The organism is Micromonospora sp. SL4-19 (assembly GCF_047921475.1).
GTDB lineage: Bacteria > Actinomycetota > Actinomycetes > Mycobacteriales > Micromonosporaceae > Micromonospora.
On sequence record NZ_JBLROB010000001.1, the window covers coordinates 42,577 to 66,628 of the forward strand.

27 protein-coding genes are annotated in these 24,052 nt (G+C 72.4%); 11 read left to right on the plus strand and 16 right to left on the minus strand.

Going from position 1 to position 24,052, the window contains the following annotated elements:
- Window positions 1–7 precede the first annotated feature (7 nt).
- Window positions 8–1,111: a beta family protein gene (locus tag ACNAVT_RS00185; protein ID WP_416291621.1), complete on the plus strand. Its 1,104-nt coding sequence runs from the start codon at window positions 8–10 to the stop codon at window positions 1,109–1,111.
- A 10-nt stretch (window positions 1,112–1,121) separates the two neighbouring features.
- Here ACNAVT_RS00185 and ACNAVT_RS00190 read toward each other — a convergent pair whose 3' ends face one another.
- From ACNAVT_RS00190 to ACNAVT_RS00210, 5 genes are all read right to left on the minus strand, one after another.
- A complete protein-coding gene (locus tag ACNAVT_RS00190; protein ID WP_416291622.1) occupies window positions 1,122–1,403 on the minus strand; it encodes a HesB/IscA family protein in 282 nt (93 codons plus the stop codon).
- Between the two features lie 291 nt (window positions 1,404–1,694).
- The gene (locus tag ACNAVT_RS00195; RefSeq protein WP_416291623.1) at window positions 1,695–2,663 is read right to left on the minus strand and encodes a hypothetical protein; all 969 of its coding nucleotides are present in this window, start codon (window positions 2,661–2,663) and stop codon (window positions 1,695–1,697) included.
- Window positions 2,664–2,851: 188 nt separating this feature from the next.
- The gene (locus ACNAVT_RS00200) at window positions 2,852–3,289 is read right to left on the minus strand and encodes a nitroreductase family deazaflavin-dependent oxidoreductase (RefSeq protein WP_416291624.1); all 438 of its coding nucleotides are present in this window, start codon (window positions 3,287–3,289) and stop codon (window positions 2,852–2,854) included.
- A 78-nt stretch (window positions 3,290–3,367) separates the two neighbouring features.
- Window positions 3,368–3,820, minus strand: coding sequence for a pyridoxamine 5'-phosphate oxidase family protein (locus tag ACNAVT_RS00205; RefSeq protein WP_416291625.1), 453 nt, complete (start codon window positions 3,818–3,820; stop codon window positions 3,368–3,370).
- 54 nt (window positions 3,821–3,874) lie between these two features.
- On the minus strand, window positions 3,875–4,468 hold the full coding sequence (locus ACNAVT_RS00210; protein ID WP_416291626.1) for a pentapeptide repeat-containing protein: 594 nt from the start codon (window positions 4,466–4,468) through the stop codon (window positions 3,875–3,877).
- A 65-nt stretch (window positions 4,469–4,533) separates the two neighbouring features.
- Between ACNAVT_RS00210 and ACNAVT_RS00215 the strand changes: the two genes are divergently transcribed.
- Together ACNAVT_RS00215 and ACNAVT_RS00220 are read left to right on the plus strand one after the other, a co-directional pair.
- On the plus strand, window positions 4,534–5,766 hold the full coding sequence (locus tag ACNAVT_RS00215; protein ID WP_416291627.1) for a serine hydrolase domain-containing protein: 1,233 nt from the start codon (window positions 4,534–4,536) through the stop codon (window positions 5,764–5,766).
- A 98-nt stretch (window positions 5,767–5,864) separates the two neighbouring features.
- Window positions 5,865–6,506 (plus strand): NAD(P)-dependent oxidoreductase, encoded by a 642-nt coding sequence (locus ACNAVT_RS00220; RefSeq protein WP_416291628.1) that lies wholly within the window; start codon window positions 5,865–5,867, stop codon window positions 6,504–6,506.
- Window positions 6,507–6,512: 6 nt separating this feature from the next.
- Here ACNAVT_RS00220 and ACNAVT_RS00225 read toward each other — a convergent pair whose 3' ends face one another.
- The gene (locus tag ACNAVT_RS00225; protein WP_416291629.1) at window positions 6,513–6,977 is read right to left on the minus strand and encodes a PPOX class F420-dependent oxidoreductase; all 465 of its coding nucleotides are present in this window, start codon (window positions 6,975–6,977) and stop codon (window positions 6,513–6,515) included.
- Window positions 6,978–7,123: 146 nt separating this feature from the next.
- Here ACNAVT_RS00225 and ACNAVT_RS00230 point away from each other — a divergent pair, with 146 nt between their 5' ends.
- Both ACNAVT_RS00230 and ACNAVT_RS00235 read left to right on the plus strand, forming a co-directional pair.
- Window positions 7,124–7,480 (plus strand): hypothetical protein, encoded by a 357-nt coding sequence (locus ACNAVT_RS00230; protein WP_416291630.1) that lies wholly within the window; start codon window positions 7,124–7,126, stop codon window positions 7,478–7,480.
- A gap of 14 nt (window positions 7,481–7,494) precedes the next feature.
- Window positions 7,495–9,009, plus strand: a complete 1,515-nt coding sequence (locus ACNAVT_RS00235) for a hypothetical protein (protein ID WP_416291631.1) — start codon at window positions 7,495–7,497, stop codon at window positions 9,007–9,009.
- A gap of 34 nt (window positions 9,010–9,043) precedes the next feature.
- On the opposite strand, the gene ACNAVT_RS00240 is transcribed toward ACNAVT_RS00235, so the two are convergent.
- A complete protein-coding gene (locus ACNAVT_RS00240; protein WP_416291632.1) occupies window positions 9,044–9,682 on the minus strand; it encodes a DUF6642 family protein in 639 nt (212 codons plus the stop codon).
- Between the two features lie 336 nt (window positions 9,683–10,018).
- On the opposite strand from ACNAVT_RS00240, the gene ACNAVT_RS00245 reads away from it, so the two are divergent.
- Window positions 10,019–10,792: a D-Ala-D-Ala carboxypeptidase family metallohydrolase gene (locus tag ACNAVT_RS00245; RefSeq protein ID WP_416291633.1), complete on the plus strand. Its 774-nt coding sequence runs from the start codon at window positions 10,019–10,021 to the stop codon at window positions 10,790–10,792.
- Between the two features lie 62 nt (window positions 10,793–10,854).
- On the opposite strand, the gene ACNAVT_RS00250 is transcribed toward ACNAVT_RS00245, so the two are convergent.
- Together ACNAVT_RS00250 and ACNAVT_RS00255 are read right to left on the minus strand one after the other, a co-directional pair.
- Complete coding sequence (locus ACNAVT_RS00250; protein WP_416291634.1) at window positions 10,855–11,562, minus strand: response regulator; 708 nt, start codon at window positions 11,560–11,562, stop codon at window positions 10,855–10,857.
- Window positions 11,538–12,782, minus strand: coding sequence for a sensor histidine kinase (locus ACNAVT_RS00255; protein ID WP_416291635.1), 1,245 nt, complete (start codon window positions 12,780–12,782; stop codon window positions 11,538–11,540). Before ACNAVT_RS00255 ends, ACNAVT_RS00250 begins: the two co-directional genes overlap by 25 nt.
- A 133-nt stretch (window positions 12,783–12,915) precedes the next feature.
- On the opposite strand from ACNAVT_RS00255, the gene ACNAVT_RS00260 reads away from it, so the two are divergent.
- Genes ACNAVT_RS00260 through ACNAVT_RS00270 form a run of 3 tightly spaced genes read left to right on the plus strand, consistent with a single transcriptional unit; the run spans window position 12,916 to window position 15,319 of the window.
- Window positions 12,916–13,818: an ABC transporter ATP-binding protein gene (locus tag ACNAVT_RS00260; protein WP_416291636.1), complete on the plus strand. Its 903-nt coding sequence runs from the start codon at window positions 12,916–12,918 to the stop codon at window positions 13,816–13,818.
- Entirely contained in the window at window positions 13,815–14,597 is a 783-nt protein-coding gene (locus tag ACNAVT_RS00265; protein ID WP_416291637.1) for an ABC transporter permease, read from the plus strand. The genes ACNAVT_RS00260 and ACNAVT_RS00265 overlap by 4 nt, the downstream gene beginning before the upstream one ends.
- Window positions 14,598–14,599: 2 nt before the next feature.
- Window positions 14,600–15,319 carry a hypothetical protein gene (locus ACNAVT_RS00270; RefSeq protein ID WP_416291638.1) on the plus strand — a complete coding sequence of 240 codons (720 nt, stop codon included), beginning with the start codon at window positions 14,600–14,602 and terminating at the stop codon, window positions 15,317–15,319.
- Between the two features lie 10 nt (window positions 15,320–15,329).
- Here ACNAVT_RS00270 and ACNAVT_RS00275 read toward each other — a convergent pair whose 3' ends face one another.
- The 5 genes from ACNAVT_RS00275 to ACNAVT_RS00295 are packed head-to-tail and all read right to left on the minus strand — an operon-like array spanning window position 15,330 to window position 19,312.
- Window positions 15,330–16,016, minus strand: coding sequence for a 4Fe-4S single cluster domain-containing protein (locus ACNAVT_RS00275; RefSeq protein WP_416291639.1), 687 nt, complete (start codon window positions 16,014–16,016; stop codon window positions 15,330–15,332).
- Window positions 15,994–17,019 carry a type II secretion system protein GspK gene (locus ACNAVT_RS00280; protein ID WP_416291640.1) on the minus strand — a complete coding sequence of 342 codons (1,026 nt, stop codon included), beginning with the start codon at window positions 17,017–17,019 and terminating at the stop codon, window positions 15,994–15,996. The genes ACNAVT_RS00275 and ACNAVT_RS00280 overlap by 23 nt, the downstream gene beginning before the upstream one ends.
- A complete protein-coding gene (locus tag ACNAVT_RS00285) occupies window positions 17,003–17,215 on the minus strand; it encodes a DUF2997 domain-containing protein (protein ID WP_416291641.1) in 213 nt (70 codons plus the stop codon). Before ACNAVT_RS00285 ends, ACNAVT_RS00280 begins: the two co-directional genes overlap by 17 nt.
- Window positions 17,212–17,664 (minus strand): hypothetical protein, encoded by a 453-nt coding sequence (locus tag ACNAVT_RS00290; RefSeq protein ID WP_416291642.1) that lies wholly within the window; start codon window positions 17,662–17,664, stop codon window positions 17,212–17,214. Before ACNAVT_RS00290 ends, ACNAVT_RS00285 begins: the two co-directional genes overlap by 4 nt.
- 28 nt (window positions 17,665–17,692) lie before the next feature.
- Window positions 17,693–19,312, minus strand: coding sequence for an AAA family ATPase (locus ACNAVT_RS00295; RefSeq protein ID WP_416291643.1), 1,620 nt, complete (start codon window positions 19,310–19,312; stop codon window positions 17,693–17,695).
- A 118-nt stretch (window positions 19,313–19,430) separates the two neighbouring features.
- Here ACNAVT_RS00295 and ACNAVT_RS00300 point away from each other — a divergent pair, with 118 nt between their 5' ends.
- A complete protein-coding gene (locus tag ACNAVT_RS00300) occupies window positions 19,431–20,405 on the plus strand; it encodes a ParA family protein (RefSeq protein WP_416291644.1) in 975 nt (324 codons plus the stop codon).
- Window positions 20,402–20,836: a Rho termination factor N-terminal domain-containing protein gene (locus tag ACNAVT_RS00305; protein WP_416291645.1), complete on the plus strand. Its 435-nt coding sequence runs from the start codon at window positions 20,402–20,404 to the stop codon at window positions 20,834–20,836. The genes ACNAVT_RS00300 and ACNAVT_RS00305 overlap by 4 nt, the downstream gene beginning before the upstream one ends.
- Window positions 20,837–20,896: 60 nt before the next feature.
- Here ACNAVT_RS00305 and ACNAVT_RS00310 read toward each other — a convergent pair whose 3' ends face one another.
- Together ACNAVT_RS00310 and ACNAVT_RS00315 are read right to left on the minus strand one after the other, a co-directional pair.
- Window positions 20,897–21,976, minus strand: coding sequence for a WxL protein peptidoglycan domain-containing protein (locus tag ACNAVT_RS00310; RefSeq protein ID WP_416291646.1), 1,080 nt, complete (start codon window positions 21,974–21,976; stop codon window positions 20,897–20,899).
- A gap of 92 nt (window positions 21,977–22,068) precedes the next feature.
- Window positions 22,069–23,997 (minus strand): fibronectin type III domain-containing protein, encoded by a 1,929-nt coding sequence (locus ACNAVT_RS00315; protein ID WP_416291647.1) that lies wholly within the window; start codon window positions 23,995–23,997, stop codon window positions 22,069–22,071.
- Between the last annotated feature and the right edge of the window lie 55 nt (window positions 23,998–24,052).

The window sequence follows — 24,052 nt, forward strand, 5'->3', positions numbered from 1 at the left end:
TTGAAGTATGGTGCGCGTCCACGATGGTCGGGCGGCGGAAGCGATCTACCGCCCGATACTGGTCGCCCGCCGGGGTGAGCTGGAGGCGCTGGCCCATCTCGACGAGGCCACCGCTTCGCTGCTCGCCCCGGTTCTCGACCTCCACGCGCGCGATCCGGCCACTTCGGACCAGGTCGGTCGGCTGCCGGCCGGGCTGCTCCCCGCCGTCGACGTCTCGGCGCTGCCGGACACTTCGGAGAGCGAGCTGGTCCGCTGGGGCGTACCGCTGGTGCCGGTGATCGGGCTCGCGGACAGCAACCGGCGGCTGGTCGCGCACGGCGTCGCCGCGCGGGCGTACGCCGGGCGGGCGGTGGTGCGGCTGCGGACCGGACAGGTCCGGGCCGGCCCGGACGCGACGACCAGTGCGGTGGAGCGGGTCTGGCGGCTCGTCCGGCTGGTGCCGGAACAGTGCGACCTGCTCATCGACGCGGGGGACGTGTGCTGCCCGGCCGACGTACGGCTGGCCGAGCCCCGGATCCGGCGGCTGGCCGCCTGGTCCCGCCGGCACGCCTGGCGCTCGGTCACCGTGGTCGCCGGGGGGATGCCGGCGACGCTGGCCCGTCTCCCCACCGACGAGCCGGTACGCCTCGACCGCTTCGACTGGCAGCTGTGGCAGCGACTGTCCGACCTGGACGTCGGGTACGGCGACTACGGCGTCGCCTGCGCGGCGCCGGGCCCGGACGGGCCGGCCGACCGGCTGCCGACGCTGCGGTACACCACGGACGGGGCGTGGTGGATCTACCGCTGGTCGCGCCGGGGCGGCCGGGGTGACGAACGCTTCGCCGACCTGTGCCACACGCTCGTGTCGGCCCCGCACTGGCCGGCCGCCGGGGCCGGCTTCTCCTGGGGCGACCATGAGATCCTGCGGCGGGCCCGGCACGGCGCGGGTGCCGGCTCGCCGGCCAACTGGATCGCCTGGAGCACGTCGCACCACCTGGCGCAGGTGCTGGCCACCCTGCCCCGCCCCCAGCGGGATCAGGCCGGCGAGCCCTGGCACGCCGGCCGGGGCACGTCCGAACGGGGCCGCTCCGGCCGCACGCAGCGCGGCGGGGAGACCCGTCGCGCCGGGTGAGCCGCCGCGGTCACTCCTTGCTGGTGAAGCCGAACTGCACGATCCCCTCCTCGTCGACCGTGGCGTCGACGGAGGTGTCGGTGAGCAGCTGGGCGGCGTCGGAGTCGAGGAAGATCCGCGCCCCCTGGTTGTCGACCACCTGGTCGCCCTGCGTCGGCTGCGGCACCAGCTCGATGGAGAGCGAACCGGCCGAGGTGTCTGCGGCAATGCGCAGCCCGCCCGCATCGGCGACGTCCTGCTGCTCGGTCAGGTCGCGAATCACCAGGACGGCGTTTTCGGTCATGGTCAGCATGGCGGAACTCCTCGTGGCTGCTTCGGGATCACGGACGGGTTGACGCGGCTCGCGTGCGGCCGGACCCGGACCCTGGGCGGCGAATCGGCCTTCGCCGTACAAATCGGGGCAGGTCGAGCTCCCCCTCATGGCCTACGGTGCCCCCTGTTCGGGCATCCGTCAAATAGAGCGGAGTCAGTCGACATCGGGGCCGCCACATCCCGCCACGAACGGGTGACAGGGGTGCCGGACCAGCGTTTCCGGGACCGCCCACCGGGGTACTGGGTCGGGTTCGGGCACCTCGTCCCGGCGTCACAAACCGCAGTGCCGGCAGGCCTGACGGGTCCGCAGGTGATAGCCGACTGCGGCGATGCCCATCCCCCAGCCCCACGCCCAGTAGCCGGACTCGGCGAACCAGAAGAAGGCCAGCGGGTAGCGCCCGTCGCCCAATTCGACGGTGCCGGTCGCGGTCTCGACGGCGAGCTGGGCGAGGCCGACGCCGAAGTAGGCGACCAGCCCCACCGCGAAGACGACCGCCGGCACAAGCGGCACCAGGCGGGGCACCGTACGGCCGGCGAGCAGCGGCACCCACCGCGGCCATACCCTCCCCCACCGGTACACCAACGCCAGCGGCAGCAGCACTCCGGCGAGCAGGAACCCCACCTCGAACGCCACCACCGAGGCGCCCTGCGCCAGCGGCAGATCCCCGAACCCCACCGCCACCTGGGCGGCGAGCCGCACCAGGCAACCGGCGGCGGCTGCCCACGCCGCGATCCGGGCCCAGCGCGGCACCGGTCCACCGGACTCGCGAGTCCGGCCGCACCGGCCACAGTCCCCGCGGAATCGGCGAAGGTGCGCGAGCGCCGCCGCGTGCAGCAGCAGGACGCCGGTGAGCGCTGCGGCCCGGCTGAGGAATCCGGCCAGGGTGAACGCCGGGCTCAGGTGAAGGATGAGGAAACCGACCAGATCCAGCAGGAGCAGCACGCAGGAGAGCAGGACCGCGCCACAGACCGCCCAGGCCGCCCCGACCAGCCCCGGCTGCCAGGCACGGGCCCGGGCGAGCCCGAGGCCGACCGCCACCGCGCCTGCCTGCAGCGCCACGGACCACCAGCCGGTGACCACCACCAGGTCGGTCCCGAGCGGCCCGAACGACGGGTGCCCGATCACCGCCCAGGCCGCGCGCAGCGCGCCGTAGCCGATCGCCCAGGCCACGGCGGCGTACGCCAGCCAGGCGGAACGGTGCCGGGTGGCGGTGGTCGACGGCGGCACGGTGAGCGTCATACGTCCACCCTGGCGCCGCCGCGCCCACGGGCCCTCACGAGCGGGAGGGGACTGACTCCCCCGGACAGGGGACCAGGCGCGAGCCTGGTTCCTCCCCGGTGACATGCGCCGACTCCACGGCGCAGGGCCTGGCACGAATTCTGCCGCCGGACCCGTGCCAGGTCGATTACCCGCGAGGTGAGGAGACGTCAGACCCGTTCCAGCACCACCACCGGGATGTCCCGGTCGGTCTGTGCCTGGTACTGGTCGTACGCCGGCCAGATGGCCGTCATGGTGCGCCACATCCGCGGCTTCTCCTCCGCCGTTGCGGTACGCGCGCGGGCGGCGAACGTCTCCGCGCCGACCTGCACCCGCGCCTGGGGGTCGGCGAGCAGGTTCAGATACCAGGCGGGGTGCTGCGGAGCGCCACCCTGGGAGCCCACCACCAGATAGTCGTCACCATCCCGGCCGTAGATCAGCGCGGTGCGCCGCAGCTGGCCGGAGCGTCGACCACGGGTGGTCAGCAGCAGCGTGAAGACGCCCGGCCGCCACTCGTGGCCCTCCGCGCCGGCGGTCTCCACGTACCGCTGGATGTGGTCGGCGACCCATCCCTCGGGGCTGTCCTGGACCTGCTCGCTCGCGGTCATCCGTGCCTCCCGGGTCGTCGGCGGACGCGTCGCGCCCACGCTACCCGCGGCCGGTCTCCAGCGCGCGGCAACGTGCGGTCAGCGCCGCTCGCGCCGCCGCAGGCCCCGGTCGGGATGCCAGCTCTCGATCACCAGGTGGTCCGGCGGGTCACCGACCCGGGTGAGCACCACCTCGGTCAACTCGATCCGGAACCGGTGCGAGCCGTCCGCGGCCGGCGGCTCCTCGTGCGCCAACCCGGCGATCTTCGCGTCCCCGCCCCACGATGCCGGGTCGTCCTCGGGGGTGTCCTCGGTCGGGCTGTGCAGCGCCACGCGCGGGTTGCGCCGCAGGTCGAGCGCCTTGAGCGCGCCCGCCATACTGCCCAGCCGGAGCTGGCCGTCGTCGGTGAAGTCGAATTCGGTGCCGCTGATCCGCGGCGAGCCGTCCCGCCGCAGGGTCGCCATGGTGCCGTGCTTGCGGACGGCGAAGCGGGCGCGCACGCGCGCGGCGAAGTCGGGTTCGGATGCCACCAGGTCGGACCACCATGCCATGCGGGCCAGCCTGGCAGGAAAACCTGACAGCGTACGGCGACTTTCGCCCGTGACTCAGCGAATCTCGAAGCCCAGCGCCTGGGCCAGCACGATCGCCTGCTCGGCGTCGACGATCGCCCCGGCCCGCTCCACGACCGTCGGGTCGAGGGCGGTCAGATCGCTGCCACGCAGGTCGGCGCGGATCAGCTTGGCGGCGTGCAGTTGGGCGCCGGAGAGGTCGAGCCCGGTGAGGGTGGCCCCGGTCAGGTCGGCGCCGGTCAGGTCGACCTCACGCATGCGGACGTCGGTGACCCGCACCCCGCGCAGGTCGGCGCCGGGCAGAGCCACGAACGACCAGTCGCCGCCACTGATCCGCAGTGGACGCAGGTCGCACTGGTCGAAGCTGCTGCCGACCAGCTTGCAGCCGGTGAACTCGGCTTCGAAGAGGTTGCACCGCTTGAAGGTGCAGCGGGTGAAGGCCGAGTCGGTGTGCCGGGAGGCGTTGAAGGCGACGTTGCCGAAGACGCACTCGGTGAAGACTGCTCCCTGGCTGACCGCCTCGGTGAGGTCGACGTGGAAGAAGGAGCAGCGGACGAAGTGCCGATCGGCCAACTCCTCGGCGTACCAGTCCTCGTGGCGGTAGGTGGCGTCCTCAGTCGGCTCCGGCATCAGGCCAGATTAGTGGTGCCCGCCGACACTTCCCGGTGGGAGTACCGACCGGTAGGTTCGGCGGCGTGAGCGTCGCAGTGAGCACCGACCCGACCCGTATCGGTTTCGACCCCGCGCGGCTGGCGCGGATCGACGAGCATTTCGGCAGGTACGTCGACGACGGCCGGCTCGCCGGCTGGCAGATCGTGGTGACCCGCCGGGGCGAGATCGCCCACTCCGCCACCTACGGGCTGCGGGACCGGGAGGCCGGCGCGCCGGTCGAGCCGGACACCCTGTGGCGCATCTACTCGATGACCAAGCCGATCACCTCGGTCGCCGCGATGATGCTCTGGGAGGAGGGCCGGCTCGAGCTCAACGACCCGATCAGCCGCTGGCTGCCGGAGTTCGCCGACGTCCGGGTCTACGACAAGGGGTCGGTGCTCAAGCCGTACACGGTGCCGGCGGTCGAGCCGATCCGGGTCTGGCACCTGCTCACCCACACCGCCGGCCTGACGTACGGCTTCGCCCAGAGCACGGTGGTCGACGGCCTGTACCGGGCGGCGGGCTTCGACCTCGGGGTGCCGCCGGGCACGGACCTGGCGGGGGCGTCGGAGGGCCTGGCCCGGCTGCCGCTGCTCTTTCAGCCGGGTGCGAGCTGGAACTACGGCGTCTCCACCGACGTGCTGGGCCGGCTGGTCGAGGTGATCTCCGGGCAGCGGCTGGACGCGTTCTTCGCCGAGCGGATCCTGCGGCCGCTGGGCATGACCGACACCCGGTGGTGGGTCGACGAGCCGGACGCCAAGCGGCTGGCCGCGCTCTACGCCCCGCACCCGACCACTGGACAGGCGACGCGCCATGACGGCATCGGCCGCGCCGCGCTGACCGAACCGGGCTGGTTCTCCGGCGGTGGCGGGCTGGTCTCCACGGCCGCCGACTACCACCGCTTCACCCAGTTCCTGCTGCGCGGCGGCGAGCTGGACGGCGTACGTCTGCTGTCGCCCCGGACAGTGCGCTTCATGGCCCGAAACCACCTGCCCGGCGGGCGCGACCTGGCCTCGTTCGAGCCGGAGGGCTTCGCCGAGACGGTGCTCGACGGCATCGGCTTCGGCCTCGGCTTCGCGGTGGTGCTGGACCCGGTGCCGGCCCGGGTGCCGAGCAGCGTGGGCGAGTACTACTGGGGTGGGCTGGCCAGCACCGCGTTCTGGGTGGACCCGGTGGAGGAGGTCACCGCGCTGCTGTTCACCCAGCTCATGCCGTCCAGCACGTACCCGCTGCGCTCGCAGCTGCGCCAGCTCGTCTACTCCGCGCTGATCGACTGACCCGGCTCGTCGCCCGGCCGGGATCGCCGTTACGGCACCGGCCGGGCGTCCACCTTTCTAGCCTGGGGCGAGGGACACGTCGGGCGGGAGGCGGTCAGGTGAGCAACATCGTCGTGTTCGGCGCCGGTGGGACCGCGGGGTCGCGGATCGCCGCCGAAGCTGTCGAGCGGGGGCACCGGGTCACGGCGGCGGTGCGCCGCCCGGAGGCGACCAGCTACCTGCCGGCCGGGGTGCGCACGGTGACCGGCGACGCGACCTCGGCGCACAGCGCCCGCGAACTGGCCGAGGACGCCGACGTGTTCGTGGTGGCGATCGGCGGGGGCGACCGGGAGCTGTGGCGCGACGCCGCCCGGACGCTGGTCGACACGCTCCGTGAGCTGCCCGACCCGCCCCGGGTGATCCACATGGGCGGCGGGGCGACGCTGCTGACGCCGAAGGGCACCCCGTACCTGGACGAGCCGGACTTCCCCGCGGAATACCGGGACTCGGCGTTGGGTCAGGCCGACGCGTTGGCCGTGTACCGTTCCGCGGCCGACGGGGTGACCTGGACGTACGTCTCCCCGCCGCCGCTGGAGTTCCATCCGGGCGAGCGGACCGGCCACTACCGCACCGGCACCGACCATCCGGTGACCGATGCGCAGGGCCGGTCGGTGCTCACCTACGAGGACCTGGCGGTGGCGATCGTCGACGAGATCGAGAACCCGCGGTTCGGCAACACGCGCTTCACCGCGGCGTACTGAGCCGGGTCAGTCGGCCAGCCGGGCGGGGAAGCCGCCGGTGGCGACCGGTCCCCAGGCGTCGATGGTGATCCGGATCAGGGACTTGCCCTGCTTCACCATGGCCTGGCGGTACTCGTCCCAGTCCGGGTGCTCGCCGGAGATGCTGCGGAAGTAGTCCACCAGCGGCTCCAGCGCCTCGGGCAGATCGAGCACCTCGGCGGTGCCGTCCACCTGCACCCAGGGCCCGTTCCACTCGTCGGAGAGCACGCAGGCGGAGACCCGGGGGTCACGGCGGATGTTGGCCACCTTGGCCCGCTCGGGGTAGGTGGAGATCACCAGCCGGCCCTGGGCGTCGACTCCGCAGGAGACCGGCGAGGACTGCGGCCGGCCGTCGGATCGGGTGGTCATCAGCACGACCTTGTGCCGGGGGCGGAGGAACTCGATCAGAGCGTCGCGGTCGACCCGGGTGTTGGTCGCGATCGTGCGTGCCATGCGTCGTTTCTACCAGGGCCCCGCGGCGGCACAGAATGCGGTACGAGGAGAACCTGCCGTGTCAAATAGTCGACATGAAGTCAGTTCGTATCCGAGGTTGGCCTATCTTTATTCCCCCACCAATTCCGTGGAAGGGAAGATCCACGATGGAGGTCAAGGGAAACCAATACGGGAACATCCAGAACAGCGATGTCATCATCAACCACGGAAGTCTCTCTGCCGCCGTCAGCGATTCTGGGCAGGAGGCGCTGCGCGCGCTAGGTGAACTCCACGAAAGGGTGCGAGCGGCAGGCTTGAGCGGGGGGCTCGACGAGAAGATCGCTCGGGCCGTCGCGGAGGAACTGGTCTCCACCAGGCGAGAACTCGCCGCAGGCGGTGGCGTCGCCGCGATATCCGGACTGGAACGCACTCGACGCATTCTCGGTACGGCCATCGGCGCGGCTCCCCTGCTGGAAGCGATCAGCAAAATCATCGGCCTGATCCACAGCAGCGCGGGAAGCTGACCTCGGGCGGCGCCATGACGGACCAGACCTTCTTCCAGAGCGGGAACGTCCAAAACGCCGACCAGATCTTCAATATCGGAGACAGCCGGGACTGGCTGACGGCCGGGCGCCAGTTGCTGGCAGAACGTGCCTACCGCGAGGCGGCTCGGTGCTTCGAGAAGTTCCTCGCCCAAGGGCCGGAACACGAACGAACGCTGCGCGCAGAGGCGAACGTCCTCGTCGTGATCGCCACTTTGGCACGGCACCCTCCGTCGTATCGCACCCCGCGACAGGCTGCAAAACTGACTCACCATCTCGTGGCGTCCGCAACCGCTCTTGCCAAGGTGCTGGCAGGGCTCATCCGTGACGATTACTACCGTTCGGTCGGAATCAGCGTTCCCGCGGACCTGGCCAAGCTCGCCTCCAAGGCTTCGCCGGATCCACTCACCATGGCTGAACTGCACCTCATCGAGCAGCACGTGGTCGCGGTTCCCGGACCGACCTGGCGAGAGCTACGCGCCCACTGCCAGTTACTGGGCATCATCCTGCCGGCCTTCGTGCCGGAACCCCCCGGTCCCGTCGCCACCCGTGAGAGACGAGTGGGTGTTCCGAAGTACTTCGTCGCCATACCGCCGGTACCACCACCCGATCGCGGTCTCCTCGCCGGCACCATGATGTGTTCCGCCATCGTCCTGATCGTGCTGCCCTGCGGCGGCTTCTATGTCGAGACGCGGTGGTACGTCGTGCTGGCCCTTCTTCTTCTCCTGCCTGCGGCCGGCCTGATCCTCGGCATGATCGGCATCGGGGTCTGGCGCGACAACCAGCAGGACAGGCGCGCTCGCCGCCGCTACGAGGAAGCCCGGAGTGCGGCGGAGGGCAGTCCGTCCGACGAACAGATGGACCGCTGGCTCAGGGAGGACGTGGAGCGGATCGTGGCGCGCGGCGCGCGACGATTGCGGCTCAACTCAGCCCTGAGTGCCGGGTCCGGGGATTTGCTGGTCGAGCCGCAGGCGGCGGTTGGCATCTCCCGGCTCGAGAAGGACGAGATGATCGAGCAGATCGTGTCACAGGGCGGGGGCACGGGCGTGCGGGTGATCCGTCGCCGGACCACGATCAGCAAGAGTCGGGTCGGCCGGGACGGCAAACTGCGCTCCGACCACTACCAGGTGCTGGTGCTGTACCTGTCTGCCCACCGGGTGTCAGTGTTCAAGTGTGACCTGGCGCTCGCCACACGTCAGCTTCTCACCGAGTCGACCGCCACCTTCCACTACCAGGACGTCGTGAGCATCTCCAGCCAGACGGTCGTGCTTCCGAAGACCACCGAGGCCACGGGCCCGATCTTCGACGAGGTGACCGGTCGCTACGTCCGTCGCTTCGCCGATTCCCGGTTCACGGTCGCCCTCGTCAACGGTCAGCAGATGGAGGTCAGCGTGTCCGTCACGGCGGAGAGCCGCGAGCTCGAGGTCGCCTGGTCGAACAGCGACGCCCACCGGGTTGTCGAGCGGATGGTGTGGTCTCGCAAAGAGCAGGAGGAGAGCGAGTCGCTGTGACCGTGCGCGGGTCAGCCCGGGACGGCCGTCGAGGTCAGCCCGGGCGTCCGGCCGCCCGGCGGGAGGGCTGCGCCGGGACCCTCGGGCGGACAGCGGGCCGCCAGGCGCGGCCGTTGGCGTAGATCACCCGGAAGCCGAGGTACGCGGCGAGCGGTGCCCAGTGCGCCGAGCCCATCCGCAGCTCGGCGGCGTTGTGCCGCTGCCCGTTGGCCAGCACGTCGAGCAGCACGGTCTCGAACGCGGCCGACTCGACCCAGTCGACGTCGCGGGTGAAGCCGCAGACCAGAGCCGCCCCGGTCACGTCGAGGAAGTCCCGCAACGCGGCGTCGGAGGCGCGCAGCACCGAGCAGCTGCCGAAATAGAGGCGGCGCCCGTCGCAGCGTCCGGCCATCCGTTCGGCCACGTCGGCCAGCTCGACCGAGTCCCAGTCGGTGAGGCAGAGCCGGCTCGGTTCACCGTGCATGGCGAAGAAGCCGACCCGGTAGTCGGCGTACTGCTTGAGCAGCCAACGGTCGATGAAATAGAAGAGCTCGTCGCGGGTGGCGGCGTCCTTGTGGATGAAGCGGATCTTGCCCAGCCGTTCGAGCAGTTCGAGGGTGGGCAGGACGGAGCCGCGTTCGTTGAGGTCCCGGTGCCACTGCCCTTCGACGCAGAACACGCCACCACGTGCCAACGCCCACCCCCCGCCACGAAGGTCGCCTGGGAAGCCGTCCCGGTCCCGGCGCAGACGTTACCGGCTGCCGGGTGCCCGGCAATATCACCCTCGGTGTCACCGAGTGTCGTTTCCGTCATCTCTTTCCGCCTTTGGTCGAACGGGGCCGCCGTCCAACCGGAACCGAGAGTTCGCAGTTCGCGCAAAAAGCATCTAGCGCCTTTTACCAGGCATTATGAGAGGGATTCGCGTAAACCGCCGCTGATGGGACGAGGCAGTGCAAGGGTGAACGGGACAGGACGTCCCGGGGCGATGTCCTGATCACACCCCAATCACTCTCCTGTCGGGAGGATTTCTGTGCGCGTCAACACGCTCAAGCGGGTGGCCGTCGCGTTCGCGCTGGCCCTGCCCGGGGCCGCGATCGCCACGGTCGTCGCCGCGCCGCCGGCCCACGCCGACGGCTGTTACACCTGGAACCGGACCCTGTCGCAGGGGCGCTCCGGTGAGGACGTCCGTCAGCTGCAGATCCGGGTGGCCGGTTGGGCCGCGTACCGGGACATCGTCAAGATCGACGGCAGGTACGGTCCCGAGACGGCCGCCGCGGTCCGGCGCTTCCAATCCGCGTACGGACTGCGCGCCGACGGCATCGCCGGCCCGCAGACATTCGCCAAGATCTACGACCTGCAGGACAGCGACTGCACCCCGAAGCACTTCAGCTATGCGGAGCTGGACAACGGCTGCGGCAAGGGCGGGTGGAGCGGGGGCCCGCTCTCGCCGACCGCGACCCGGCAGAACGCGTTGCGCACCATGTGGAAGCTGGAGGCGCTGCGCCGCAGCCTCGGCGACAAGCCCCTCTACGTGAACAGCGGCTTCCGCGCCCTCGCCTGCAACCGGCAGATCGGCGGCGCGTCGGAGAGCCAGCACCTCTACGGCGACGCGGCCGACGTGACCTCGCGTACCTCGTCGCTGTGCCAGGTGGCCCGGTCGGCCCGCAGCCACGGCTTCAGCGGGATCTTCGGTCCCGGCTACCCGGGCCACAGCAATCACGTCCACGTGGACTCGCGCCGGGAGAACAATGCCGACGCCGCTTCGAACACGACCGTCTGGTCCGCCTCGAACTGCGGGATCTGAGCCCGGCAACGGCTGAGCCGACGGCGACCCGACGCAGGGTGGTGGGCTCCCTGGAACGGCGGTCAGACCAGGCCGGCGTCGTGGACGAGCAGCGCCACCTGCACCCGGTTGTTCAGGTCGAGCTTGGTCAGCAGGCGCGACACGTACGCCTTCACGGTCGCCACGCTCATGAACAGCTCCGCCGCGATCTCGGCGTTGGTCCGGCCGTGCCCGAGCGCGACCGCGACCTCCCGCTCCCGCTCGCTGAGCCCGTCCAGCAGCCGCAGCGCCCGCTCCCGGCGGGGGTCCCGTCCGACCCCGGCCGGGGCGGGGGCGGTCACGTGCGTGATGAGCTTGCGGGTCACCGCCGGAGACAGGGTCGCCTCCCCCGCCGCGACCCGGCGGATCGCCTGGACGATCTCGGCGGGGGGCGTGTCCTTGAGCAGGAAGCCGGCCGCGCCGGCGCGTAGGGCCCGCAGCACCTGGTCGTCGGCGTCGAACGTGGTCAGCACCAGCACCTCGGGCGGCCGCGGCAACGCCCGCAGGGACTCCGTGGCGGTCAGCCCGTCCACCCGGGGCATCCGGATGTCCATCAGCACCACGTCCGGCGCGTACGCCTCGACGGCGGCCGGCACCTCGGCACCGTCGGCCGCCTCCCCGACGACCCGGACGTCCGGCACCCCGCCGAGGATCATCGACAGGCCGGCCCGGACCAGCGCGTCGTCGTCGACGATCAGCACCCGGACCGGCACCGGCTCCTGCGCGCTCACGCCGCCGGCCAGGGCAGCCACGCGGTCAACTGGAAGTCGCCGTGGGCGTCCCGCCCGTGTTCCAGCCGGCCGCCGGCGAGGCTGACCCGCTCGGCGACGCCCACCAGCCCGGTCCCGGTGCCGGGGATGGGGGAGCCCGGGGTGCCCACCGGCCATGGGTTGTGGATCCCCACGGCGAGACCGTCCCCGGGGCCGCCGGCCAGGCGGACCGTCACCACCGCTCCGGGCGCGTGCTTGCGGGCATTGGTGAGCCCCTCCTGCACGATCCGGTACGCGCTGCGCCCGACCGCGACCGGCACGGCCGCCGCGTCGGCGACCTCGTCCACCACGCTGACCCGGACGCCGGCGGCCCGGGACTCGGCAACCAGGGTGGGCAGGTCGCTGAGCGCCGGCTGCGGTCGTTCCGGGGTGGCGGTCTCCGCCGCGCCGCCCTCGGCGCGCAGCACGCCGATCACCTCGCGCAGGTCCTGCAACGCGGCGTGGGCGCTGGCCCGGATCACGCCGGCCGCCTTCGCGACCTCCTCGGCGGGGGCGTCCGGGCGGAACTCCAGGGCGCCGGCGTGCAGGCTGAGCAGCGAGATCCGGTGCGCGAGCACGTCATGCATCTCCCGGGCGATCCGGGTGCGTTCGAGCTGCCGGGCCTGGTCGACGCGGAGCTGCTGCTCGGCCTCGGCCCGGTCCGCCCGCTCGCGCAGGGACAGCACGAGTTGGCGGCGGGCCCGGACGAACAACGCCCACGCGACCACCCCGCCGATGAACATCACCGTCCACACGACGGCCGCCCAGAACGGCAGCACCGGGTCGGGACGGATCGCGACGTAGATCGGGGTGGCGAGGACCTGCCAGCCGACCACCGCCGCGGCCACCGGCAGCGGCCGGTGCACCACGACCGTGAACACGATGATCAGCAGGGCGATCCCCGAGGTGGCCGAGAACAGCGTGACGGGCACGGTGGCGACAGCCAGCCCGACCGGCCAGCGGCGGCGCAGCCACACGGCGGCGCTGACCAGGATCCCGACGACGAGGTCGACCCCGATGAGCCAGGACGGTCCGCGGTTCAGCGCGAGCTGCGGATCCGGACTCACCGAGTCGCCGACGGCGAGCAGCACCCAGAGCAGGGAGAACAGAAACGCCACGCTGTCGACGATCCAGTCCCGGGTCGTCCGGCGGATCGCCCGGGCGGCGGGGACCAGGGAGCCCGGCAGCAGCCAGGGGTGCTCGGGTACGACGGCGCTGCTCACCCGTCCATGCTAGGAACCGCGCATCGCGCGCCACCACCTACCAAAGTCGACGCCTTTGCGTAGACCGAGGTAGGGGCGATTCCCGACCGCCGGCCGCAGCGCCCGGCCGGGTGGCGCCGGCAGGCTCGAGGACATGATCGAAGTCGACCACCTCACCAAGCGGTACGGCCCGCACGTCGCCGTCGAGGATGTCTCGTTCCACTGTGAGCCGGGCACGGTCACCGGTTTCCTCGGCCCGAACGGTGCCGGCAAGTCCACCACCATGCGAATGATCTGCGGGATGACCCCACCCACCTCGGGCGGCGCCACGGTCGCCGGACTGCCCTACCGGCAGCTGCCGAACCCGGGCCGGGAGATCGGCGTCCTGCTCGACGCGTCCGCGCAGCACGGCGGGCGGACCGGCCGGGAGACGCTGACCCTGGCCGCCCGGACAATGGGCGTGGACGGGCGGCAGGTCGCCGCGAAGCTCGACCTGGTCGGGCTGAACGCGACCGCGGCGAAGCGGCGGGTCGGGGCGTACTCCCTCGGGATGCGGCAGCGGCTCGGCCTGGCGCTGGCGTTGCTGGGCGACCCCCGGGTGCTGATCCTCGACGAGCCGGCCAACGGCCTCGACCCGGAAGGCATCTTCTGGATGCGCGGCCTGCTGCGCGACTTCGCCGACCGGGGCGGCACGGTGCTGCTCTCCTCGCACCTGCTGCGCGAGGTGGAGGCGGTTGCCGACCGCCTCGTCGTGATCGGCGGCGGCCGGATCGTCGCGCAGGGCGGCAAGGACGAACTGCTGGCCGGTGCGGGCACCCTGGTCCGCGCCCGGGACCAGCACGTCCTGCGGCTGACCCTGGACCGGGCCGGCCTGGCCGCCGCCGCCGCCGGCACCGACGGCGGCTATCTGGTCCGGGCCGAACCCGAGGCGGTGGGGCAGGCCGCCGCGGACGCGGGCGTGGTCCTCACCGAGCTGCGCCCGGCCGGCAGCGGCGGTCTCGAACAGCTCTTCCTCACCCTCACCGCCGGCGCGTCGACGAAAGAGGCCGTCAAATGACCACCATCACCGCACCCACCCGCACCGCCCACCGGCCCAGCATGGCCGGACCCTCCCTGGCCCGGCTGACCGAGGTGGAGCTGCGCAAGCTCACCGACACCCGGGCCGGACGCTGGCTGCTGATCACCATCGGCCTGATCGCGGCCGGCATCGTCACCGTCCAGCTCTTCGCGCTCGAGGACACCGAGCAGACCTTCACCGCGTTCTTCACCCCGTCGCTGCTCCCGACCGGGCTGCTCCTGCCGGTCCTCGGCATCCTCTCGATCACCGCGGAATGGTCGCAGCGCACCGCGCTGACCACGTTCGCCCTGGTACCGCGCCGGGCGCGGGTGGTGGCCGCGAAGCTCGCCGCGATGGTGCTGGCCGCGCTGGCGTCGGTGCTGGTCAGCCTGGCCGTGGCCGCCGTCGCCACGCTGCTCGCGCGGGCCACCGGCGGTGCGGGTGCCTGGTCGTTCGAGGCGTCCATGCTGCTGCACGCAGCCGTCCTGCAGGTCGCCAACGCGCTGATGGGCGCGGCGTTCGGGCTGCTGCTGCTCAACACGCCGCTGGCGATCGTCACCTACCTGCTGCTGCCCACCCTCTGGACGATCCTCGGCGGGTTGATCTCGGCGCTGCGCGGGCCGGCCCGCTGGTTGGACACCGGGGTGACGATGGAACCGCTGTTCGGGCCCGACGTGACCGCGGGGCAGTGGGCCCGGCTGGGGGTGTCGCTGCTGGTCTGGATGGTCGTCCCGCTGGCCGCCGGGCTGGTCCGGACGTTGCGGCGGGAGGTGTCCTGACCGTGGCGACGCGGGGGTACGGCGACACCACGGTGGTCAGCGGCGGGATCGGCGAGCTGGTGGTGATGTGGGCCGGATTCCCGCTGCTCGGGGCCGGGCTGGGCGCGGGGCTCACCGCCGCGTCCGGCTGGCTGGCCGGCCTGCCCTGGGTGCCCTTCCAGGGCTGGTTCGAGCTGCTGACGCGGCTGCCCGAGGCGCAGGCGTACGCGGGTGGGGCGGCGGTGCCGGCGCTGGTCGGCCTGGTGGTCGCGCTCGTGGGCACCCGCGAGCGGTTGACCGTGACGGTGGGCCGGACCGGGGTACGGCTGCACCGCGACGGGCGCGGCCGGGACGTGGCACGGGCCGCCGTCGCTGGTGTGTTCCTCGACGGGAAGGCACTGGTGCTGCTGGGCGCCGACGGCGGCGAGCTGGCCCGGGAGAAGTCGGACCTGAGCGGCGGAAGGCTGCGCGAGGCGTTCACCGGGCAGGGCTGGCCGTGGGTCGAGCAGGATCCGCACCGAGCGGCGTACCGGCGGTGGGTGGAGGGGCTGCCGGGGCTGCCGGGCGGGGCGGACGCGCTGCTGCGGGCCCGGCAGCGCGCGGTCGACGGTGGCCGGGACGGCGAGGCCCGGGAGTTGCGCGGCGAGCTGGCGGGGCTCGGGGTGGTGGTCCGGGACGAGAAGAAGCGGCAGTACTGGCGGCTGGTCCCGGGCCAGCCGGACCGGGAGCACCAGGGGCGATAGGGGCCGCAGGCTACCCGCGCCCGCCCCTGGCCGGCCGCAGGTCCGTCCCGGCGAGCAGGTCGTCCAGCGCGTCGAGTTCCGCCCAGCCGTTGACCTCGACCCGGCCGGCGGGGTCGACCACGATCTCCAGCCGGTCCGGGGTCCGGGGCAGCTCGTCGAGCAGGTCCGGGAACCGGTCGCTGAGCAGCACGAACTCCTGGTTCGTGGAGCCCACCCAGGGCCGCAGGTTGTCGATCAGGTCGGCCCGGAACGGCCCGGCGACCAGCAGGTCCGTCTCGGCCAGCAGTCGCGCCACGTCGTCGCGGCCAGCCTCGATCGCACGGTCGAGTCCGGCCCGCGTGTAGCCGGTGAACGTCATCACCGAGCGGCCGGCCCGGCGTACCTCGGCAGCCACCTCGGCCAACGCGGCGGCCTGGTCGAACGGCTCGCCGCCGAGCAGGGTGAGCCCGTCGGTGCCGGCGTCAAGCACCCGCCGGACCAGGTCCGCCGGGGCGACCGCGGTGCCGCCGCGGAAGGCCCACATCTGGGGGTTGAAGCAACCGGGGCAGCGCACTGCGCAGCCCTGCACCCAGACGGCGGTGCGCTCTCCCGGCCCCTCGGCGCGGGTGGCGGCCAGGAACCGGGCCACCCGCACCAGGTCGGCCCGGCCCGCTGGCTGCCGTCCCGGGCCGGCCTCAGAAATCGAGTACGCGTCCATGCGGCTGACCGGGCGTGGCGGGATCCGCCGGCGGTACGCAGACCAGGACGTCCCGCAGCCGGGCGTACTCGTGCGGGGCCAGGTCGGCGGCGGCGACGAACTCGGCGACGCTGCCGAACCCCCGGCGGCTCTCTCGTTCGGCGAGCACCCGGTGCACCCGGTCCGGGTCGAAGCCCGGCAGCGCGGCGAGCTGCGCGGCAGCGGCGGTGTTCACGTCCACCGCGGACCCGGTCCGCGGCATGTCCCACTGCCCAGCCGGCGAGGAGGCCTGGCCCGGCACGCCCGGGCCGGCCGGCGAGCTCGCTTCTGTCCAGGGGTGCCCGTCCGCGGTGCCCGGACCGGGCTCGGCGAAGGCGCCCGCCGCCGGGCTGCCGGGCGGGGCCGGTGCCACGTAACCACCGGCACCGGGCGGAGTCGGCGGCGCAGGGCTGCCGGTCACCGGAGTGCCGGGCGGGAAGGACGTCGGGAAGCCACCCGTCGTGGGACTGCCATACGGCCAGGCCGCGGAGCCAGGGGCTGGGCCGGGCGGCGGGGTGAGCGGCCCGGGCGGGTAGCCGGTGGCGGACCAACCGGTCGGCTGCTGGTACCAGGACCGATGGGTGGCCTGCCAGCGCAGCCAGGCCGAGTTGATCAGGAGCGCGTGCACGACGCCCCCGAGCCAGATCGCCAGGGTTGCCGCAGCCGCCACGTCGCTCAGCACGGACTGCTCATCGGCCGCTCCGACGACCACGAACGCGGCCCAGCCGAGCAGCGCGTAGCCGATGCCGGAGATCCACCAGGCCGGTCGACGCGCCCGCAGGCCGACATAGATGAAGCCGAAGCCGCCGAGGCAGCCGCAACCCAGGGCGGGCAGGAGCAGCCACCAGCTGTGCAGCAACCGCCACCGCCAGTCGCCGGCCGGGTTCGTATCGGCGATCGGCGTCGCCGGCGCGCCGGGGCCGTAGGCCGCGGCCGGCGGGCCCGGCGGGTACGCCGGCCAGCCGCCGTCAGGCCCGGTCGACATCGCGGTCCTCCTGTCGCACGGTCGCCTCGGTGCGGCTGAGGTCGGCGGTGTACGTGCTGTCGACCGCCCGCGCGGCGAGCAGGTCTTCCAGCACTGCCACGTAGTCCAGGCAGCGTTCGCCGAGGACGTCGTGGGTCTGCGCGGTCACCGAACCGTCCGGGTGCACGGTCACCTCGACCCGAGGCCGGGCGCTCACGCCGTCCGCCCCTCGACGGCGAAGACCAGGCGTACCGAGGCGTCCTCGGTGACCTGCTCGGACTCCAGGCGCAGCCCGGCGGCCGGCGCCTGCGCACGCAACCGGTCGAGCACCGCCCGCTGCACCTGGCGCCCGTACGCCACGTCGACCGCCTGCACGATGACCATCGCGCGCTCCTCGTCCACGTCGCCGGTGAGGTGCGCCGTCCAGATCCCGTCGGCGTCGCGCTGGAAGTCGGCGCGTACCCCGGCCCAGGCCGCGGCGAGCGCCTGCCCCTCGACGCCGACCACCGCACCGGTGTCCCGCAGCGCGGCGGCCAGCAGCGTCTCGTCGCGCATCCGGGTCCGCACCTGGCAGATGGTCCGGTCCTGGTCGTCGCGGTCGGTGGCGGCGTGCACGGCGGCCACTGAGGCCACCGCCAGCGGCAGCAGTAACAACGAGATGCTCACCGAGCTCCCCTCACAGGCATGGAACGAATCAGAATTCGACGCGCCGGCCGCCGTTCGGTCCGGCCGCGCGGCCGGATCCGGCGGACCGGTTGTCCAGGTCCCAGTCCTCCGCGGCGGTCGCGGCCACCGCGCGATTCTCCGCCCAGGCCCGGACGGCGTTCAACCGCTCGGCCTGCGTGACGCTCAACGGGACCATGTTCACCAGCGCCCGCAGCAGGTCGTCGCGACGCAGCGGGCGGCGCTCGGCGTACGCGTCGACGAGCCCGCCGACGACGGCCTGCTCGATCTCGGCGCCGGAGTAGCCCTCGCTGAGTTCGGACAGCTCGGTGAGGAGGGCGTGGTCGAGGGTGAGGTCGCCCGCCACGGCCGGGTGACGCAGCCGGCGGGCGATGTGCAACTGCCAGATGGCGGCGCGTTCCGCGCGGGTCGGCAGGTCCACGAAGAAGATCTCGTCGAACCGGCCCTTGCGCAGCAGCTCCGGGGGCAGCCCGGCGAAGTCGTTGGCGGTGGCGATGACGAACACCGGCCGGGTCTTCTCCTGCAGCCAGGTGAGGAAGGAGGCGAATACCCGCGCGGAGGTGCCGGAGTCCCCGCTACCGCCGGCGAAGCCCTTCTCGATCTCGTCGAGCCAGAGCACGCACGGGGACACGGCCTCCGACGTACGGATCGCGGCGCGCATGTTCTGCTCGCTGGAGCCCACCAGTCCGGCGAAGACCTTGCCGATGTCCAGCCGTAGCAGCGGCAGCCCCCAGGCGGCGGCGACTGCCTTCGCGGTCAGCGACTTGCCGCAGCCGGGCACGCCGGTGATGAGCACGCCCCGGGGCGCCGGCAGCCCGTACGCGGCGGCCTCGGCCAGCCACGACCCGTCCCGCTTTGCCAGCCAACGCTTCAGGTTCTCCAGCCCGCCGACGTCGCTGAGCGGCACGCTGCCGTCGACGAACTCCAGCAGCCCGGAGCGGCGGACCGCCTGCCGCTTCTCCTCGTGCACCACGCTGACGTCGTCGGCGTCGAGCACTCCGTCGTCCACCATGGCCCGGGCGAAGGCGTTCTCCGCCTCGTTCAGGGTCAGTCCGAGGGCCGCCTTGGCCAGCCGCTCCCGACCGCGCTCATCAACCTCGATCCGGATCCGGCCGCTGTCCGTGTTCGCCGTGATCATGGCGTCGAGCACCGCACGGATCTCCGCCTCGGCGGGCAGCGGAAAATCCACCACGGTGATGTCCTTGGCCAACTCCTCGGGCAGGTGCGGCACCGGGGAAACCAGGACGAGGGTGCGCGGCACGAGCCCCGAGCGGAACGCGGCGGCGAGGTCCCGCAGCCGGCGTACCACCCCCGCTTCCGCCGGCCGGCCACCTCCACCGAGGGCGGGGTGCAGGTCGGCGAAGACGATGACCGCGGGTTCGTCGATCCGCTGCGCGGCATCCAGGGCCGCCTCGGCGCCGGTGGTGCCCTGCCGGGCGCCACCGTCCGGGGAGACCAGCCCGCGGGTGGCCGACCAGGTCCAGAGCCGACGGGGCGTACGCACCCGCAAGGCGTCCTGCGCCACCGCGGCGACCTCAGCGAGCACCCGCTGCTCTTCGTACGACTCGACGAGCAGCACCGGGATCCGCGCCTTCAGCAGTTGCGACAGCGTGTCGCGGAACGTGGCCATGCTGATTGCCCCCCTCCGAGCAGCACCGCCGAGCCGGCACTGTAACACCGGCGATGCTGGGTGCTGGTCTATCGCCGGCCGACGCCGCCCGTTACCGTTCCCGGTCGGGGAGGTGCCGGTGTACGTCGTATCGGTGATCAACTACAAGGGCGGGGTCGGCAAGACCACGATGACCGCCAACCTCGGGGCCGAGCTGGCCAACCGAGGGATGAAGGTGCTGCTGATCGACCTCGATCCGCAGGCCAGCCTGACCTTCAGCTTCTACGAGCCGGACGACTGGCGGGACCGGCTGCGCGACGAGCGAACGGTCAAGCGCTGGTACGACGAGCTGCGCGGGGACACCCCGGAGGTGACCCTCGGCGAGCTGGTGGTCACCCCCGGCCCGGCGAACGCGCAGCTCAAGGGCGCGGGGCGGCTCGACCTGATCGCGTCCCACCTCCAGCTCGTCGACATCGACCTGGCCCTGGCCCGGCGCGTGGCCGACGGCGACGAGTACGACGCCGAGTTGTTCCGGGTGCGCGGCTCGCTCGACCAGGGGTTGCACGACCCGGCCCTGGACCCGTACGACCTGGTGCTCATCGACTGCCCGCCGAACTTCAACGTGGTCACCCAGTCGGCGATCATCGCCAGCGACCACCTGCTCATCCCGGCGAAGGCCGACTATCTGTCCACCCTGGGAATCGACTACCTGCACGGCAACGTGCGGGAGCTGGTCGACCGGTACAACGCGGACTCCCGCCGGTTCGCGAAGATCCGCCGCCACCACAAGGTGGCCCCGGGCATCGCGGGCGTGGTGTTCACGATGATCCAGCTGCTGGCGCAACGGCCGATCGCCGCGCACCAGGGCTACATGGACCAGGTCCGCGCGCTGGGCGTGCCGGTGTTTCCGACCGCGCTGCGGGAGAACCCGACCCTGTTCGCCACGAACACCCCGCGCGGGGTGCCGGTGGTGCTGAGGGACCGGGTCACCGCGCCGCCGGTCCGCGAGGAGCTGCGGCAGATCACCACCGAGTTCATGGCCCACCTCCAGCCCGCCTCGGCGGCCGCATCCCCCGCCCCCGTCACCAGCGACACGGCGGGGGCAGAGGCATGACCGACCCGACGCGGGCGGTGCTGGCCCGGGTGGCCGAGTTCCTGGCGGGTCTCTCCGCCGACGACCTGGCCGCCCTGGCGCAGGGGCGCGCCCGGCTGGCCGTGCTGCCCGCGGCCGCTCCCCCGCCGCCGGCACCGGCCAGCACCGCCGTGCCTGCCCCGGGCGATCACGCCCCGGCGGTGTCCGGCCCCGCCGCCGCACCGCCGTCCGGGGTGGACGTCGAGCGGGCGCACGCCGCGCTCGCCGCCATGTCGCGGCGCGACGACGGTACGGCGTACCTGGCGTCCTGGACGACGCGGGAGCTGCGGGCGCTGGCCGCCCGGGCGGGGCTGCGCGGGGTGACCGGGCTGCGGAAGTCGGAGCTGGTCGAGCGGATCGTCGACCGGACCATCGGCTTCCGGCTCGACTCCACCGCCGTCCGCCGGCGCTGAGGCGCGGCGCCGCCGGGCGGGTGGCGACGGGCCACCCGCCAGCTCCGCGGACGGTCGTCGCTACGCCGACTGCGTCTCCTGCTCGCGGAGCGCCTGCTCGACGGCCTCCCGCACGCGGGTGTCCTCCCGCAGCTTGCGCCGTGCGCCGCGGCGGCGCGTGAGAAGGAGCGCCCCGACGACGCCCGCGATCAGCACGATGACCAGCAGCGACAGCGCCCACGGGACGGCCCAGCCGTGCGTCGTGACCTGGACCGGGTCGAGCGAGGTGGTGGAGCCCGACGCGTCGGTGAGCAGGGGCGTGAGGGTTGCGGTCGCCGCGAGCCTGACCGCGGGTGCCACGCCGTGGACGGGCACCGTCACCTTCCAGCTCTCGCCCGGAAGCAGCTCCGGCGGCGAGGCTGTCCCGCCCGCGTCGGCCGGCAGCCAGCCGAAGGGACCTGAGATCGACACCGCCTGCCGGGCCGACAGGATGGCGTTGCCGGTGTTGTGGATCCGGTAGGTGACGGTGGCGTCGCCCTTGACGAACGGGTTGAACGAGCCGGCGTAGTCCACGTGGAGGTCCTCGATCGCGAGGTTCGGCGTGAGTTCGCCGCTGACCCGCAGCTTGATCCGGATACCGAGGCGCCGTTCCACGTTGATGCCCTCCGCTTCGCTGGCCTGCGTCAGGGAGGTGACGATGCCGCCGGCGTAGTCGCCGGGCGTGGCGTTGTCCGGGATGGTGACCGTGAAGGGGACCTCGACGGTCTTCCCGGGCTGGATCGCGATACGGTCGAGCTCGCCGCGGAACCAGACGCCGATTCCGACCGATTTCTTGTCCGTGGTGAGCAGGTCGAGTTGGCCCGTGCCGGTCGTGAAGCCGTCGGCGGCGTAGACGGTCAGGCTGAGCGGAGCCTTGCCGCGGTTGGCGACGATCATGGCGTCCTTGACCTGTCCACCGGGGTTGACGGCATAGCTGAAGCTGGACCGGTCGGCGCCGTAGCTGTTGGAGGCCGTCCGAACCGTCCAGGTGACGTCGCCGTCGCTCGCCAGCGCGGGCGCGGCACCCAGGCCGGCCGCCGCGAAGGCGGCGAGCAGGGCCACAGCGGCGGTACGAACGAGGGCGGCGGCGGCGGTCTTCCGGCGCGTTGCGGGCTCGGGCATCTCGAAGTCCTCGGGCGATCTCGGGCGGGTCGGGAATGACCGGCGGGGTGGGCACCCGAAGGCGCCTACCCCGCCGGGTGGAACGGGTCCGGTCAGCTGCTCAGCGCAGTGATCGTGAGGGTGGTGCGGTAGCTACCCTTCTCGGCGCTGCCCGGGATCTTCAGGTCCAGGTCGGCGCCCAGCTTGGCGGTGCCCCGGGGGTGGCCCTGGTCGGCCCAGCCGAGGCCGCGGGAGACGGACAGACCCTGGCCGTGGTCGTCGTAGGCCGACGGCACCGATCCGCTGGCCTGAGCACCGGCACCGGCGTCGAGCACGTACGGCGTCCAGCCGAGGTAGGCGCCGGAGAACGTCTTGTCGGCGTCCCGGAAGTCACCCACGCTGGCCGAGATCGACCACGGCGCGAGCGAGCGGCGGCTGTCCGACACGACGATCGGGTTGATCTTGCCGGTCGCCGCGAAGTAGTCGCCGTTGTGCTCCTGCGCGGTGCCGAGGTCCACCAGGCCGTTGTAGCCGTCGATCGTCCAGCCGAACTCGCCCGGAGCGGCGTTGGGCACGTCGACCTGGATGTTCTGGCCGCTGCCCTGGTACGGGTGCACGGTGACCTTGTCGACGATCGAGCCGACCGGCTGGTCCGTGGCGGTGTTGGTGCACTTGAGGCCACGCTCCACCGCCGCGTTCGGCGCCGCGCAGGTGCCGCTGCGGAGGTTCTCGACGACGAGCTTGTCGTTGCGCACCTGAACCTTGACGTAGCTGCGCACGTGCTCCTGGTTCTGCGCCGAGTTGTACCAGTAGCTGCTCGGGTTCAGCGGGTCGGCACCGTTGCCGGCACCGCTCGTGCCGCTGTTGTCCGGCGCGGTGATGTCGTAGTACTTCGAGCCGGAGGCCGAGTTACCCGTCACGTAGAGCACGCCGCCCGGGCCGGCGAACACGTCGGCCGCGCCGGGCTGCTCGTCCGGGTTCGCCTTCTGGCCGTTTTTGATGAGGTAGCTGCGGGAGTACGCGTGGTCGTGGCCGGCCATCACCATGTCGATGCCGAGGTTGGAGAAGGCGGTCGGGAAGTCGACCCGGCGCACCTTGGCGTCGGAGTCCTTGGCGTGGCTGGCCGGCGAGTACATGGCGTGGTGGAAGAGGAGGACCTTCCACTTGGCCTTGGCGCCGTGCTTGTTGACGACATCGGTGATGTAGGCGATGTGCGCCTCGTCGCCGCCACCACCCGAGGCGGTGCGGTAGCTGTTGCTGTTGATGTCGATGAACAGCACGTCCTTGTAGATGAACCAGTAGTCACCACCCGACGTGTTGGAATCCGGGTTGCCGTTGCTGTACAGCGCGCCCGACCGGTCGGTGTTCGGGGTGAAGTGGTGCTGCTCGTAGGCCTTCGAGCCGACATCGTGGTTGCCGATGGTCGCGGCGAACGGGACCTGACGCAGCTGGTCGGGGGCGAGGAACGCGCTCCACTGGGTCTCGGTGCCGGCGGTCTCGACGTGGTCGCCGCCCGAGACCAGCAGCTCGGCGTTCGGGTTGGCCGCCGTCGCGACCTTCAGGGTCTCCTCCCAGCCGGCCTGGTCCTTCGGCACGTCGCCGGAGGAGCCGATCTGCGGGTCACCGAAGAACAGGAAGTCGTAGTCGCCCTCGAAGTCCTGCGTCTTGAAGGAGTACGTCGAGGACCAGTCGCCCTCGGCGCCGACCCGGTAGGAGTACGCGGTGTGCTCCTTCAGGCCCGTGATCGTCGCGTGGCGGTTGAAGCCACCACTGGTGGCGATGTTCGTCCCGCCGATCGCGTCGAAGGCGGCGGCGCCGGCCGGGAACTCGCCGTTGACGAGCGAGGCGGTCGGGGCGAGCTGGACCTGCTGCGCGGTGTCGACCGACGAGTACCAGTTCACGATGCGCTGGGACTCGTCGGCGCCCACGCCGAGGATGATGCCGGTGAGGGCGGTGGAGTCGGCAGCGCCGGCGCTGGTGCCCAGGCCGCTACCGAGGGCCGCGGCCAGGCCCAGCAAGGCCGCCGTGGCCCCTGCGGCCACGCGGCGTCGCACAAGCCCGGGGGCCCGTGTTGAGATACGCGATCTCATTGATTCC